The sequence below is a fragment of the Alcanivorax sp. 97CO-5 genome (assembly GCF_000524665.1).
In the GTDB taxonomy this organism is placed as follows: Bacteria; Pseudomonadota; Gammaproteobacteria; order Pseudomonadales; family Alcanivoracaceae; genus Alcanivorax; species Alcanivorax borkumensis.
Map to the genome: position 1 here is coordinate 1 of NZ_KI965886.1, position 15,695 is coordinate 15,695.

General features: G+C 53.6%; 11 protein-coding genes and 1 tRNA gene. All 12 read right to left on the reverse strand.

Features of this window, described 5'->3' with window-relative positions; genetic code table 11:
- Positions 1-58 precede the first annotated feature (58 nt).
- Positions 59-2,158: an elongation factor G gene (gene fusA, locus Y017_RS05950; protein WP_011587677.1), complete on the reverse strand. Its 2,100-nt coding sequence runs from the start codon at positions 2,156-2,158 to the stop codon at positions 59-61.
- A 78-nt stretch (positions 2,159-2,236) separates the two neighbouring features.
- On the reverse strand, positions 2,237-2,707 hold the full coding sequence (gene rpsG / locus Y017_RS05955; RefSeq protein WP_035459619.1) for a 30S ribosomal protein S7: 471 nt from the start codon (positions 2,705-2,707) through the stop codon (positions 2,237-2,239).
- 133 nt (positions 2,708-2,840) lie between these two features.
- On the reverse strand, positions 2,841-3,212 hold the full coding sequence (gene rpsL / locus Y017_RS05960) for a 30S ribosomal protein S12 (protein WP_011587675.1): 372 nt from the start codon (positions 3,210-3,212) through the stop codon (positions 2,841-2,843).
- Between the two features lie 220 nt (positions 3,213-3,432).
- Positions 3,433-7,635 carry a DNA-directed RNA polymerase subunit beta' gene (rpoC, locus tag Y017_RS05965; protein WP_011587674.1) on the reverse strand — a complete coding sequence of 1,401 codons (4,203 nt, stop codon included), beginning with the start codon at positions 7,633-7,635 and terminating at the stop codon, positions 3,433-3,435.
- 94 nt (positions 7,636-7,729) lie between these two features.
- Entirely contained in the window at positions 7,730-11,872 is a 4,143-nt protein-coding gene (rpoB, locus tag Y017_RS05970; RefSeq protein ID WP_011587673.1) for a DNA-directed RNA polymerase subunit beta, read from the reverse strand.
- 146 nt (positions 11,873-12,018) lie between these two features.
- The gene (rplL, locus tag Y017_RS05975) at positions 12,019-12,396 is read right to left on the reverse strand and encodes a 50S ribosomal protein L7/L12 (protein WP_011587672.1); all 378 of its coding nucleotides are present in this window, start codon (positions 12,394-12,396) and stop codon (positions 12,019-12,021) included.
- A gap of 64 nt (positions 12,397-12,460) precedes the next feature.
- Positions 12,461-12,991, reverse strand: coding sequence for a 50S ribosomal protein L10 (gene rplJ / locus Y017_RS05980; protein ID WP_011587671.1), 531 nt, complete (start codon positions 12,989-12,991; stop codon positions 12,461-12,463).
- A 306-nt stretch (positions 12,992-13,297) separates the two neighbouring features.
- Complete coding sequence (gene rplA / locus Y017_RS05985) at positions 13,298-13,993, reverse strand: 50S ribosomal protein L1 (protein WP_011587670.1); 696 nt, start codon at positions 13,991-13,993, stop codon at positions 13,298-13,300.
- Positions 13,994-13,996: 3 nt separating this feature from the next.
- A complete protein-coding gene (gene rplK, locus Y017_RS05990) occupies positions 13,997-14,425 on the reverse strand; it encodes a 50S ribosomal protein L11 (RefSeq protein WP_011587669.1) in 429 nt (142 codons plus the stop codon).
- A gap of 115 nt (positions 14,426-14,540) precedes the next feature.
- Positions 14,541-15,083 carry a transcription termination/antitermination protein NusG gene (gene nusG, locus Y017_RS05995; protein WP_035459621.1) on the reverse strand — a complete coding sequence of 181 codons (543 nt, stop codon included), beginning with the start codon at positions 15,081-15,083 and terminating at the stop codon, positions 14,541-14,543.
- Positions 15,084-15,092: 9 nt separating this feature from the next.
- The gene (gene secE, locus Y017_RS06000) at positions 15,093-15,467 is read right to left on the reverse strand and encodes a preprotein translocase subunit SecE (protein WP_035459622.1); all 375 of its coding nucleotides are present in this window, start codon (positions 15,465-15,467) and stop codon (positions 15,093-15,095) included.
- Between the two features lie 43 nt (positions 15,468-15,510).
- A tRNA-Trp gene (locus tag Y017_RS06005) sits at positions 15,511-15,586 on the reverse strand.
- Positions 15,587-15,695 lie beyond the last annotated feature (109 nt).

Sequence of the window (15,695 nt, forward strand, 5' to 3'; positions counted from 1 at the left end):
TTACGTTCAAACTTTTCCTTAGCCACGGCTCTATACCTTTAACAAATTAACCGTAAATTTAAGATTTTTTGCCGCTGATGACTTCATCAGCGATATTCTTCGGTGCTTCAGCGTACTTCAGGAACTCCATGGAGTAACTAGCTCGCCCCTGAGACATGGAACGCAGATCAGTAGCGTAACCGAACATTTCAGACAAAGGCACCTCGGCACGAATAATCTTGCCAGCCATGGTGTCTTCCATGCCCTGAACGATACCACGGCGACGATTCAAGTCACCCATCACGTCGCCCATGTAATCTTCTGGAGTTACCGCTTCCACCTTCATAATCGGCTCAAGCAGCACAGCACCCGCTTCCTTCGCTGCGTTCTTAACAGCAAGCGCGCCAGCCATACGGAAAGCGTTTTCGTTGGAATCCACCTCATGGTAGGAACCATCGTACAGAGTCGCTTTCACACCCAGAATCGGATAGCCCGCAAGCACACCAGCCTGAAGCTGTTCGTCGATACCCTTCTGCACGGCACCAAAGTATTCTTTCGGTACGGAGCCACCGTGAATTTGCTCCTCAAACTGGAACTCTTCATCACGATCAATAGGCTCGAACTTAACTTTGACGTGACCGTACTGACCACGACCACCGGATTGCTTGACGAACTTACCATCCACATCCGCACCGCGGGTGAAGGTTTCACGATACGCAACCTGCGGCGCACCGATGTTCGCTTCCACTTTGAATTCACGTCTCATACGATCGACAAGAATATCCAAGTGCAGCTCACCCATACCAGAAATGATGGTCTGCCCGGTTTCTTCGTCGGTCTTCACACGGAAAGACGGATCTTCCTGCGCCAGGCGACCCAGCGCCAGACCCATTTTTTCCTGGTCGGCTTTGGACTTCGGCTCTACCGCAACAGAGATTACCGGCTCTGGGAATTCCATGCGTTCAAGAACAATTGGGTTTTTCAAGTCACACAGAGTGTCGCCTGTAGTGACATCTTTCATGCCCACACAAGCAGCAATGTCGCCCGCCAGCACTTCTTTAATCTCTTCGCGGCTGTTCGCATGCATTTGCAGCAAACGACCTACACGCTCTTTTTTCTCACGCACAGAGTTAAGAACACTGTCACCAGAGTTCAACACGCCTGAGTAAACACGAATAAAGGTCAATGAACCTACGAAGGGGTCGGTAGCAATCTTGAATGCCAGAGCCGAGAACGGCTCATCATCGGAAGATTTCCGCGCTTCAACGGTTTCGCCATCCGGCAACACACCCTGGATAGCTTTAACTTCGTCCGGTGCTGGCAGGAATTCGATAACCGCATCAAGCAGGGCCTGAACACCCTTGTTCTTGAACGCAGAACCGCAAAGGCCGAGAACGATTTCATTAGCCAGAACCTGCTGACGCAGCCCCGCCTTGATTTCGTCATTGGAAAGGTCACCTTCTTCCAGGTACTTTTCCATCAACTCTTCAGAACCTTCCGCCGCAGCTTCGGTCATCTGCTCACGAAGTTCGTCACAACGGTCTTTGATGTCGTCCGGGATATCCTTCTCTTCGTAGGTCATCCCCATGTCTTCTTCATTCCAGAAGATCGCCTTCATACGGATGAGGTCGACAACACCCTTGAAGTTATCTTCTGCGCCGATATTGTATTGAATCGGCACGACACTGGCACCCAGACGCTTACGAATCTGGTTACAAACAGAGTCGAAGTCCGCGCCAGCACGGTCCATCTTATTGACGAACACGATACGCGGCACTTCGTACTTATTGGCCTGTCGCCATACAGTCTCTGACTGCGGCTCAACACCAGAGGAACCACAGAACACAACAACCGCACCATCAAGCACACGCAGAGAACGCTCAACCTCAATAGTGAAGTCAACGTGCCCTGGGGTATCAATGATATTGATTCGGTGCTGGTCGTACTGTTGATCCATACCCTGCCAAAAGGTGGTGGTCGCAGCAGAGGTAATGGTAATACCACGCTCCTGCTCCTGCTCCATCCAGTCCATGGTGGCAGCACCATCATGCACCTCACCAATTTTGTGAGACACACCGGTGTAAAAAAGAATACGCTCGGTAGTGGTCGTCTTGCCCGCATCTACGTGCGCACAGATACCAATATTACGATAGCGATTGAGAGGAGTCTTACGAGCCACGCTGCTAACCTCGATTCTGTGGTTCAAATACTAAAACCGGCCTGAATACAGGCCGGTTTCACTCGCTTGCTTTGCGCCTTAGAAGCGGAAGTGAGAGAAGGCCTTGTTGGCCTCGGCCATGCGATGCACGTCTTCACGTTTCTTCATCGCAGCGCCTTTGCCTTCAGCAGCATCCATCACTTCGCCGGCCAGACGAGCAGGCATGCTCTTCTCACCACGCTTACGGGCAGCATCTACCAACCAACGCATTGCCAGAGCAGTACGACGACTGGGACGAACCTCAACAGGAACCTGGTAAGTAGCACCACCAACACGGCGGCTCTTTACCTCGACAGCCGGACGGATGTTGTCCAGTGCCTTTTCAAACGTTTCTAGGGCATCTAACCCTTTACGCTCAGTGATGATATCCAGTGCGCCGTAAACAATACGCTCGGACACGGATTTTTTACCGCTAACCATCACATGGTTCATGAATTTAGCCAGAATCTGACTTCCAAACTTCGGATCCGGCAGGATCTCCCGTTTAGCGACAACGCGACGTCTTGGCATCGGATGTGTTCCTCTAACATTCCCGCTTTGGGCGGGGAAAACTTCAGGTGATTCCGGAACGGCATGCCGTCCGGGCCTTACTCATCCCTCCGCAGCCACTCGGGCCACGGCATTCAGAAAAGGTAGCTAGGTATTACTTAGGACGCTTGGCGCCATACTTGGAACGACGCTGCTTGCGATCCTGCACGCCTGCCGTATCCAGAGTGCCACGTACGGTGTGGTAGCGAACACCGGGAAGGTCTTTTACACGACCACCACGGATCAATACTACGGAGTGCTCCTGCAGGTTATGCCCTTCACCACCAATGTAGGAAGATACTTCATAACCGTTGGTCAGACGCACACGACACACTTTACGCAGCGCGGAGTTTGGCTTCTTCGGGGTAGTGGTATACACCCGGGTGCAAACGCCGCGACGCTGGGGGCAGCCCTGAAGGGCTACGGAGTCGCTCTTTTCTACCTTGCTTTTGCGCGGCTTGCGCACCAGCTGGTTTACAGTTGCCATGAAACTACTGCCTCACGCTTACAGTTCTGTGACAAAAAACCGTGAATTCACGGCCTGTGTCACCCAATTACCGCCCATGAAACCATGGGGGGCAGCGATTGTAGGGAGCTGCCGGCATCCCGTCAAGGCACCGACAAATCTCTACTGTTGCCCCTGAGGGGGCTCAAATAGCCACCGCCACTGCTGGCGGAGGCCATTATCGGTCAAGAAAACGCCCAGCTTACTCGCCTGAGGAGCTAAGAGCTTCTGACAGCGCAGCTTCTACCTCGTCCATGGTTGGCGCTTCTGGCCCGCGCGCATCCGCACGCTGACGACGACGCTCCATGTGATAGGCATAGCCGGTACCGGCGGGGATCAAACGACCCACAACAACGTTTTCTTTCAAGCCACGCAAGTCGTCTTCCTTGCCGGTTACCGCCGCTTCGGTGAGAACGCGGGTGGTTTCCTGGAAAGACGCCGCAGAGATGAAGGACTCTGTCGCCAGGGAAGCCTTGGTGATACCTAATAGCAGTCGTTGGTACTGCGGCAGCATCTTGTCTTCGGCTTTCAGGCGATCAATTTCCTCCATAACGCGGGCATATTCTGCCTGCTCACCCTTAATGAAGTGAGACTCACCCACTTCCAGGATCTCTACTTTGCGCAACATCTGGCGGATGATCGTTTCAATGTGCTTGTCATTGATCTTCACACCCTGCAGACGGTAAACCTCCTGCACTTCGTTAACGATGTAACGGGCCAGCTCAGACTCACCTTTAAGGCGCAGGATGTCGTGCGGGTTCAGCGGTCCATCAGAGACAACCTCACCTTTCTCAACCCGCTCACCTTCAAATACGTTGAGCTGACGCCATTTCGGAATCAATTCTTCGTAGTTGTCATCACTATTATCCGGAGTGATAACAAGGCGAACCTTACCTTTGGTTTCTTTACCGAAGGATACGGTACCAGTCTTTTCAGCCAGGATTGCCGCTTCTTTCGGGTTCCGTGCTTCGAACAAATCAGCAACACGGGGCAGGCCACCGGTGATGTCGCGAGTCTTAGAGGACTCCTGCGGAATCCGCGCGATCACATCACCAACGCCGATATTCGCGCCATCTTTCAGGCCACACAGTGCACCACCCGGCAGGAAGTACTGGGCTGGCATATCCGTATTGGGCATCACGATGGGCTTGCCCTTGCTGTCCAGCACACGGATAACCGGACGCATGTCCTTACCCGCTGAAGGGCGGTTCTGGGAACTGAGCATTTCAATGTTGGTCAGGCCGGTCAGCTCGTCGGTCTGATGGTTTACAGTGATACCTTCTTCCATATCACCGAACTGCACCTTACCCTCCACTTCCGCAATGATCGGGTGTGTGTGCGGATCCCAGGTCGCAACGACCTGACCACCACTAACCTCATCACCTTCATTCACGGTAACCGTGGCACCGTAGGGCAGCTTATAACGCTCACGTTCACGGCCCAGCTCATCAGCAACAGCCAGATCAGCAGAACGGGAAACGATTACCAGACCGTCCTTATGCTGCACGTGCTTGGCGTTATGGAAACGCACCTTACCGCCGTGCTTGATCTGGATGCTGGATACTGCAGACGCTCGGCTAGCCGCCCCACCAATGTGGAAGGTACGCATGGTCAGCTGGGTACCCGGCTCACCAATGGACTGTGCTGCGATAACACCGACAGCCTCGCCCACATTGACCTGATGGCCACGAGCCAGATCACGCCCATAACAGGTCGCACACACACCCCAGCGAGTCGCACAGGTAATCGGCGAGCGCACCAGCACTTCGTCCACACCCATGGTTTCCAGCTGCGCAACCCAAACTTCGTCCAGCAACGTGCCGGCTTCAACCGCTACTTCGTCCTGGTTGAGAGGATTCATCACGTCACGGGCAACCACACGACCGAGTACACGCTCGCGCAGCGGCTCTACAACGTCACCACCTTCAATCAGCGGCGTCATCAGCAGGCCTTCTTCCGTGCCACAGTCGATATGGTTGACCACCAGATCCTGCGCCACATCCACCAGACGACGAGTCAAGTAACCGGAGTTCGCTGTTTTCAGTGCCGTATCCGCCAGACCTTTACGAGCACCGTGAGTAGAGATGAAGTACTGGAGTACGTTCAAACCTTCACGGAAGTTACTGGTAATAGGCGTTTCGATAATGGAGCCATCCGGCTTCGCCATCAGACCACGCATACCGGCCAGCTGACGAATCTGAGCAGCGGAACCCCGTGCCCCGGAATCGGCCATCATGAAGATGGAGTTGAAAGAGCCCTGCTCTTCGTCCTTGCCGTCGCGGTTTTTAACCACTTCAACACGGAGGTTTTCCATCATCGCCTTAGCGATCTGGTCATTGGTACGAGCCCAAATATCCACGACCTTGTTGTAACGCTCACCGCGAGTCACCAGACCGGAAGCAAATTGCTCCTCGATCTCGCGCACTTCCTCTTCGGCAGCGTCGATCATGGTGTACTTGGCATCCGGAATCACCATGTCTTCCACACCAATGGAAGAACCAGACAGCGTTGCTTCGCGGAAGCCCAGGTACATCAATTGGTCAGCGAAGATACAGGTCTCTTTGGTGCCAAGAATCCGGTAACAGGTGTTCAACAGCTTGGAGATGGCCTTCTTGGTCATGTTCTGGTTGACCATGTCGAAGCCCAGACCCGCCGGCACGATATCCCACAGCTTACAACGACCAGGGGTAGTATCGGCGATAAAGGTACGCTCTTCCACGTTACCTTCCAGGTCTTTCACCACTTCATGCACACGCACCTTAACGCGGGCGTGGATGTGCACCTGCTTGTTACCCAGCGCACGCATCACTTCCTTGGTGTCGGCAAATACATGGCCTTCACCTTGCGCATTCACACGGTCACGGCTGATGTAATACAAACCCAGCACCACGTCCTGGGTTGGGCCGATAATCGGCTCACCATTGGCGGGCGAAAGAATGTTGTTGGTGGACATCATCAATGCACGGGCTTCAAGCTGCGCTTCCAGGGTCAGCGGTACGTGCACCGCCATCTGGTCACCATCGAAGTCGGCGTTGAAGGCCGCACACACCAGCGGGTGCAGCTGGATGGCCTTACCTTCAATCAGCACCGGCTCAAACGCCTGAATACCGAGACGGTGAAGGGTTGGCGCCCGGTTCAACATAACCGGGTGTTCGCGAATAACTTCAGCGAGGATATCCCACACTTCAGCGGTTTCGCGCTCGACCATTTTCTTGGCCGCCTTAATGGTGGTCGCCAGACCACGCCCTTCCAGCTTGGCAAAGATAAACGGCTTGAACAGTTCCAGCGCCATTTTCTTGGGCAGACCACACTCGTGCAGCTTGAGAGTCGGACCTACCACGATCACGGAACGACCGGAGTAATCGACTCGCTTACCCAACAGGTTCTGACGGAAGCGGCCCTGCTTACCCTTGATCATGTCGGCAAGGGACTTCAAAGGACGCTTGTTAGAACCGGTAATGGCACGGCCACGACGACCGTTGTCCAACAACGCATCTACAGATTCCTGCAGCATACGCTTTTCGTTCCGCACGATGATGTCCGGCGCGCTCAGATCCAGCAACCGCTTGAGGCGATTGTTACGGTTGATTACCCGGCGATACAGATCGTTCAAATCGGAGGTCGCAAAACGACCACCATCGAGCGGCACCAGTGGACGCAGATCCGGCGGCAGTACCGGCAGCACGGTGAGAACCATCCATTCGGGCGCGTTACCGGAATCCTTGAAGGCTTCCATCAGCTTGAGGCGTTTGGACAGCTTCTTCAGCTTGGTATCAGAGTTCGTGGACTCCACTTCCTCGCGCAGGATCTTGATCTCTTCGACCAGATCCAACTCCATCAGGAGTTGCTGTACAGCTTCGGCACCCATCTTGGCTTCGAATTCGTCTCCGAATTCTTCCATGGCGTCGAAGTATTCTTCATCGGTAAGCAGCTGCCCACGCTCAAGCGTGGTCATGCCTGGCTCGGTCACAACGAAAGATTCGAAGTACAGGACCCGCTCTATATCACGCAGGGTCATATCCAGCATCAAACCGATACGGGACGGCAGAGACTTCAGGAACCAGATGTGTGCAGTAGGGCTTGCCAGTTCGATGTGGCCCATGCGCTCACGACGCACCTTGGAAAGGGTGACTTCTACGCCACACTTTTCACAGATAACGCCACGATGCTTCAAACGCTTGTACTTACCGCACAGGCATTCGTAGTCTTTGATCGGACCAAAGATACGCGCACAAAACAGACCATCACGCTCAGGCTTGAACGTGCGGTAGTTAATGGTCTCAGGCTTTTTCACTTCGCCAAAAGACCAGGAGCGGATCAGATCCGGCGGCGCAAGCGCGATGCGGATCTTGTCGAACTCCGTGACTTGTCCCTGACTTTTGAGCAAATTCAGCAAGTCTTTCAAGGCCAGTCCTCCGTAGTGAGCTTTCGCTCTAGATTCTTTCCTAAACCCGGGTAGCCAGTAGCTCTCCGCCATCAACCTGGCGGAGCCCACTGACTTAGTCGTTTTCCAGCTCGATATTGATACCGAGAGAACGAATTTCCTTCAGCAATACGTTGAAGGATTCCGGCATACCCGGATCCATGCGGTGATCACCGTCCACGATGTTCTTGTAAACGCGGGTACGGCCATTCACGTCATCGGATTTCACAGTGAGCATTTCCTGCAAGGTGTACGCGGCGCCATAGGCTTCCAGCGCCCACACTTCCATCTCACCGAAACGCTGACCACCGAACTGCGCCTTACCACCCAGCGGCTGCTGGGTAACCAGGCTGTAGGAACCAGTGGAGCGCGCATGCATCTTGTCGTCCACCAAGTGGTTCAACTTGAGCATGTACATGTAGCCCACGGTAACCTTGCGATCAAAGGCTTCACCGGTACGACCATCCCATAACTGCACCTGACCGGAGCGATCGTGCCCAGCCAGCTCCAGCAGCTCCTTGATCTCGAACTCTTTGGCACCGTCGAATACCGCGGTTGCCATAGGCACACCGCCCACCAAGTTCTTGGCCAGCTCGATGATTTCATCATCGCTAAAGCTATCCAGATCTTCTGGGGTACCGCCGGCGCCTGCCTGGTTATAGATCTTGTCGAGGAAGACGCGAATGTCTGCAATCTTCTTCTGCTCGGCCAGCATTTCGCCGATCCGCTCACCAAGACCCTTGGCAGCCCAGCCTAAGTGGGTTTCCAGAATCTGCCCCACGTTCATACGGGACGGTACACCCAGCGGGTTCAAGACCACATCCACCGGCACGCCGTTCTCATCATGCGGCATATCTTCTTCAGGCATGATTACAGAAATCACACCCTTGTTACCGTGACGGCCAGCCATCTTGTCACCGGGCTGGATGCGACGCTTAATGGCCAGGTAGACCTTAACCACTTTCAGCACACCATGGGCGAGGTCATCACCGCCGGAGATCTTGGCCTGTTTATCCTTGTAGCGTTCGTCCTGCTCTTTTTTGTGCTGCTCCAGATACTGCTGAGCACGCTCAAGTTGCTCAGCGACATCATCATCAGCTGGGCGCAGTTCGAACCATTTCTCGGCATCCAGACCATCCAGGATCTCGCCGGTCATCTCAGTGCCGCGCTTGAAGCCCGCACCACCATTGACCTTCTTGCCTACCATGACGGCACGCAGACGTTCCAGAATATCCAGCTCAAGAATGCGGTACTCGTCTTTCAAATCTTTGCGGAACTGCTCAAGGGCAGCCTGCTCAATTTGACGGGCACGCTCATCTTTCTCAACACCGTCGCGGGTAAAGACCTGCACATCGATGATGGTGCCTTTAACGCCGGAAGATACGCGCTGAGAGGTATCTTTAACGTCGGAGGCCTTCTCGCCAAAGATGGCACGCAACAGTTTTTCTTCCGGGGTCAGCTGAGTTTCACCTTTCGGCGTTACCTTGCCCACCAGAATGTCACCGGCTTCCACTTCTGCACCGATGTAGACAATACCGGACTCATCCAGCTTGGATAGCGCGGCCTCACCCACATTGGGGATATCAGCGGTAATCTCTTCCGGACCCAGCTTGGTATCACGAGCAATACAAGTGAGTTCCTGAATGTGGATGGAGGTGAATCGATCATCCTTCACCACTTTCTCAGAGATGAGGATGGAATCCTCAAAGTTGTAACCATTCCATGGCATGAAGGCCACGCGCATGTTCTGGCCCAGGGCCAGCTCGCCCATGTCCACAGAAGGACCGTCAGCCATGATGTCGCGTGCAGCAACCCGGTCACCCACTTTCACCAGCGGACGCTGATTGATGCAGGTGTTCTGGTTGGAGCGGGTGTATTTAGTCAGGTTGTAGATATCTACACCTGCTTCACCTTCGCTCACTTCGTCATCATTAACCTTCACAATGATTCGCGATGCATCAACCTTGTCGACGATACCGCCACGGGTAGCAACCACACAGACACCGGAGTCACGGGCAACGTGACGCTCGAAGCCCGTCCCTACCAGTGGCTTGTCAGCACGCAGGGTAGGCACAGCCTGACGCTGCATGTTCGACCCCATCAAGGCCCGGTTCGCATCATCATGCTCGAGGAACGGAATCAGGGACGCCGCCACGGATACCACCTGACGAGGGGAGACATCCATATGGGTAATGGTGTCCCGCTCCATCACGGTAAATTCGTAACGGTGACGTACAGTAACGAAGTCTTCTTCGAAACCGCCCTCTTCTGTCATCTTCGCGTCCACCTGTGCGATCACGCACTCGGCCTCTTCGATCGCTGACAGGTATTCGATTTCCTCACTGACCTTGCCGTCAATCACCTTCAAGTACGGAGACTCAAGGAAACCGTACTCGTTGGCGCGGGCATAGGTAGCCAGAGAGTTGATCAGACCAATATTCGGGCCTTCAGGTGTTTCGATAGGACATACACGACCATAGTGAGTCGGGTGCACGTCACGCACCTCAAAACCAGCACGCTCACGGGTCAGCCCGCCCGGGCCCAACGCAGAAACACGACGCTTGTGGGTGATCTCGGACAGCGGGTTGTTCTGATCCATAAACTGAGACAGCTGGGAAGAGCCAAAGAACTCTTTCACTGCGGCTGCCACCGGCTTGGAATTGATCAGATCCTGCGGCATCAAGCCTTCGGATTCAGCCAGACTAAGACGCTCTTTGACCGCACGTTCAACACGCACCAACCCAACACGGAACTGGTTTTCGGCCATTTCACCCACAGAACGTACGCGACGGTTACCTAGGTGGTCGATATCATCCACCACCCCGTTACCGTTACGGATATCCACCAAGGTTCTCAGTACATCAATGATGTCGGAGGTTTCCCCCCCCATCTGCTCGAAGTACTGCTTGCCTTCTTCATCAGAGCGCGCACTAAAGTAGCGACCGTCATAGAGAATGCCAGGACCCGTTTCATCTTCACGACCAAGGCGGCGGTTGAACTTCATCCGGCCAACGGTGGACAGGTCATACCGCTCATCAGTGAAGAACAAGTTTTTGAACAGGTTTTCGGCGGCCTCTTTCGTCGGCGGCTCGCCTGGACGCATCATCCGGTAAATCTCGACTAATGCCTCCAGCGGCGTACGAGTCGGATCGGCCCGCAGGGTGTCCGCCATGAACGGCCCGTTATCCAGGTCGTTTGTATAAAGTGTTTCAAAGTCGGTAATACCACCTTGCTCAAGCTTTTCCAGCGTCTCCGCGGTCAGCTCGGTATTACACTCCACCAGAATTTCACCGGTATCCTGATCGATGATCGACTTAGCCAGATACTTGCCCTGCAAGTACTCGGCCGGGATGTCCAGATATTCGATGTTGGCTTTTTCCAACTGACGAATGTGACGTGCAGTAATACGACGGCCACGCTCCACCACGACTTCACCATCGGCAAGGATGTCGAAGGTCGCGGTTTCACCACGCAGACGCTCCGGCACCAGCTTCATGCGGTAAATGCCGTCTTCCACTGCGATTTCGTTGGTGTCGAAAAACATCTCCAACACTTCGTCAGAGGTATACCCCAACGCACGCAGTAGGATGGTCGCCGGCAACTTGCGGCGACGGTCGATCCGTACAAAGACTTGGTCTTTAGGATCGAACTCGAAATCCAACCAGGAACCACGGTAAGGAATCACCCGGGCAGAATAGAGCAGCTTACCGGAAGAGTGAGTTTTACCTTTATCGTGGTCAAAGAAAACACCAGGCGAGCGGTGCAACTGAGACACAATCACACGTTCGGTACCATTAATAACGAAGGTACCGTTTTCGGTCATTAAGGGAATTTCACCCATGTAGACCTGTTGTTCACGAATATCTTTAATCGCCCCGGATGATTCACGATCGTAAATCACCAGACGAATACGCACGCGCAATGGCGCCGCATAGGTAGTACCGCGAATGATGCATTCTTTTACATCAAAAACGGGTTTGCCGAACTCGTAGCCGGCATACTCCAGCGCTGCATTTCCTGAATAACTTGCGATCGGAAATACCGACCGGAAAGCGGCTTCCAGACCTTCTTCCAGGCGCTCTTCAGCGCTCTTATCTTGCTGCAGGAATTTGCGGTAAGAATCGAGTTGTATCGCCAGGAGATAAGGCACCTCCATAACTTTCGGAAGCTTGCCGAAATCTTTGCGGATCCGCTTTTTCTCAGTGAATGAGTATGCCATCTGCGTTCCTCAGCTGTTGACCTATCACCTTGTGGTGATATTTCTGCATGAAACCCTTCATACAGAAACGACAAAAGGCTGGCAGCCAAAAAGCTGCCAGCCGGCGCCTTTGCGCGTTAACGCGAAAAGGCATAGCGCCAATGCGCTTACTTGAGCTCGGCAGTACCGCCAGCCTCTTCGATCTTTTTCTTGATCTCTTCGGCTTCGTCTTTGGTAGCGCCTTCTTTAACAGGAGCAGGAGCACTCTCAACCAGCTCTTTGGCTTCTTTCAGACCCAAGCCAGTTACTTCACGAACAGCTTTGATCACGCCAACTTTCTTGTCACCGAAGCTACTCAGAACAACGTCAAACTCAGTTTGCTCTTCAGCAGCAGCAGCATCACCACCGGCAGCTGCTGGAGCAGCAGCAACAGCGGCAGCGGCAGTTACGCCGAACTTCTCTTCCATGGCCTCAATCAGTTCAACGAGGTCCATAACACTCATATCGGCGATAGCGCCGAGGATATCTTCTTTGGAAACGGCCATTTTCAATCTCCTAAATCACCACTGTGGCGATCCGATTAGATCGGGTAGTTACGCAACCTGAAAATCAGGCAGCACTCTGTTTCTGGTCCTTAACTGCAGCAACCGTACGAACAAATTTGCCAGGCACCTCGTTGAGGGTACGAACAAACTTGGCCACAGGGGCCTGCATAACGGACATGAGCTGAGAAATTGCTTCGTCGCGAGTCGGCAACTTGGCGAGGACATCGATATCCTGAGCACCATAAGTTACGCCACCCACGGCCAGAGCTTTTACTTCCAGCGCGTCATGGTCTTTGGCGAAATCCTTGATGAGGCGAGCAGCAGCGCCCGGATCATCCTTGGAGAAAGCCAAAACAGTGGGGCCAACCAGTGCATCGTTCAGACACTCGAATTCTGTGTCTTTCACGGCGAACTTCGCCAGCGTGTTCCGTACTACTTTCAGGTACACACCGGTTTCACGGGCCTTACTACGCAACTCAGTCATCTGAGAAACAGTGAGACCACGATAGTCAGCAACCACAGCAGACAGCGCTTCAGCAGCAACAGCATTTACCGAAGCAACAATCGCTCGTTTGTCCTCCAGATTCAAAGGCATGATGTACCTCCTGGATTCACAAACATTAACCGTCAAAATCGACTACGATCTGATTTTGAGGCGGTCGCCAAGGTCGGTTTCCCGACCAATATCGCGGAGCCACAACCTGAACAAATCAGGAAACAACTACCGCGCCTGCGCAGGCGGTTACCCCTTAATCTCGGCGGTTTACTTACCTCATAAAGGCAGACACCAAAACACACCGAAAACCTGCGGTCTTTGACGCCCCGATAACGCTCACTACAGGTGACGCGGCATCGGGATCAAAGCCCTTTTGATCCCGCCTTTCGGCAGGATCGAAACTCATTACATCACCAAGGATGCCGGATCGATAGACAGACCAGGACCCATAGTGGTGGACAGCGTTACTTTCTTGAAGAAAGTCCCTTTAGCGGATGATGGCTTGGCCTTCTTGAGATCAGCAATCAACGCTTCCACATTTTCTTTGATGGCATTGGTATCAAAACCTACCTGACCCACCGTGCAGTGGATGATGCCACCTTTATCGGTGCGGTAACGGACCTGACCACCTTTGGCATTCTTGACAGCCTGAGCCACATCCGGAGTCACGGTACCAACCTTCGGGTTAGGCATCAGACCACGAGGGCCAAGAATCGTGCCCAACTTGCCGACAACGCGCATGGCGTCGGGGGAGGCGATCACCACATCAAAGTTGATCTCGCCACCTTGAACCTGTTCAGCCAGATCATCAAAACCGACAACGTCTGCGCCCGCTTCTTTTGCTTCTTCAGCTTTCGCGCCTTGAGCAAAAACAGCAACACGGACAGTTTTACCTGTACCGTGGGGCAGGACAGAGGCTCCACGGACGTTCTGGTCGGATTTACGCGGGTCAACACCCAAGTTTACCGCTACATCCACAGACTCTTTAAATTTAACGGCAGAAAGCTCAGCCAGCAGGGCAACCGCTTCTTCCACCGGATACAGCTTACCCGCTTCAATTTTCTCGCGGATGGCACGGTTACGCTTAGACAGTTTAGCCATTGGTTAACCCTCCACATCCAGGCCCATGGAACGGGCAGAACCCGCGATAGTGCGCACGGCGGCATCCATATCCGCAGCGGTCAGATCAGGCTCTTTAGCCTTGGCGATCTCTTCCAGCTGCGCACGGGTTACCTTGCCCACTTTCTTGGTGTTCGGTTCACCGGAACCGCTCTTGATCCCTGCTGCCTTCTTCAACAGGTAGGCCGCCGGCGGCGTCTTCATGGTGAAGGTAAAGGAGCGATCGTTGTACACGGTGATCACAACCGGAACCGGTGCCCCGGCATCCAGCTGCTGAGTCTGGGCGTTGAACGCCTTACAAAACTCCATGATGTTCACACCGTGCTGACCCAGAGCAGGACCAACCGGCGGTGAAGGATTAGCCTGGCCAGCTGCAACCTGCAGCTTGATGTAGGCTTGTACTTTCTTCGCCATTTTAAGACTCCTTGGGTGCAAACGCCGCGTCTATAACGGGCTCCCCTCAGGTTGTCAAAACGCCCCGGCCGCCTTTTACAGCGACCGGGGCACCTCATTTAAACGCTCTGCTTTATCAGGTTTTCTCGACCTGACCAAACTCCAGCTCAACAGGCGTTGATCGACCAAAAATCATCACCGCAACTTGCAGGCGACTCTTCTCGTAATTCACCTCTTCGATCACACCATTGAAGTCAGCAAAGGGGCCGTCATTAACACGAACCACCTCACCCGCTTCAAATAACGTCTTGGGCTTCGGCTTCTCTACTGCATCATCCATGCGCCGCAGAATAGCATCCGCTTCTTTCTGGGTAATCGGTGAAACGCGACCCGGATTTTTCGAATCTTCACCAATAAAGCCCATCACTTTCGGGGTTTCCTTGATCAAGTGCCAGGAATCGTCACACATCTCCATCTGCACCAGAACGTAACCCGGGAAAAATTTGCGCTCGGATTTACGCTTCTGGCCACCCTTGATTTCAACCACCTCTTCAGTTGGAACCAGAATGTCACCAAAAAGCTCTTCCATAGAACGCAATTTAACGCGCTCTTCAAGGGCGCGTTTTACATATTTCTCAAAACCTGAATAGGCGTGTACTACGTACCAGCGCTTTGCCATGCTCACCCCTTAGCCAATAACCCAGGACATAAGTCCACCGAGAATCCAGTCGAGCACAAAAAGCAACAGGGCTACAATCACAACAAAGACCAGAACAATCAGCGTAGTTTGCAGGGTTTCCTGACGCGTCGGCCACACAATTTTGCGCAGCTCAACCAAGGAGTCCTTCCGCAGCTGATTGAATGCCTTGCCCTGCTCAGTCTGCAGAGCAACAAATACCGCCACCAGAGAAACAGCAACAACACCGATTACTCGATAGAGGGTCGGCTGGTCGGAGAAATAGCTATTGCCCACTACGGCCGCAGCAACAAAACCCACAACCAACAACCACTTCACCGCCTCAAAGGCGGCAGAGCCGGAACGCGCTTCTGTTTTCTCGCTCATCTGACGATGCACCCCACCACCTTAGTGGCAGTTTTGGGAAAATTGGCAGGCCAGGAGGGACTCGAACCCCCAACAGCCGGTTTTGGAGACCGGTGCTCTACCAATTGAACTACTGGCCTGTAACTCTAAAAACCTAAAACAAACAGGGCAGCGAGCGAGGCCCGCCACCCTTACCACCGAACAACTTATTCAGTGATTTTAGCTACTACGCCGGCACCAACGGTACGG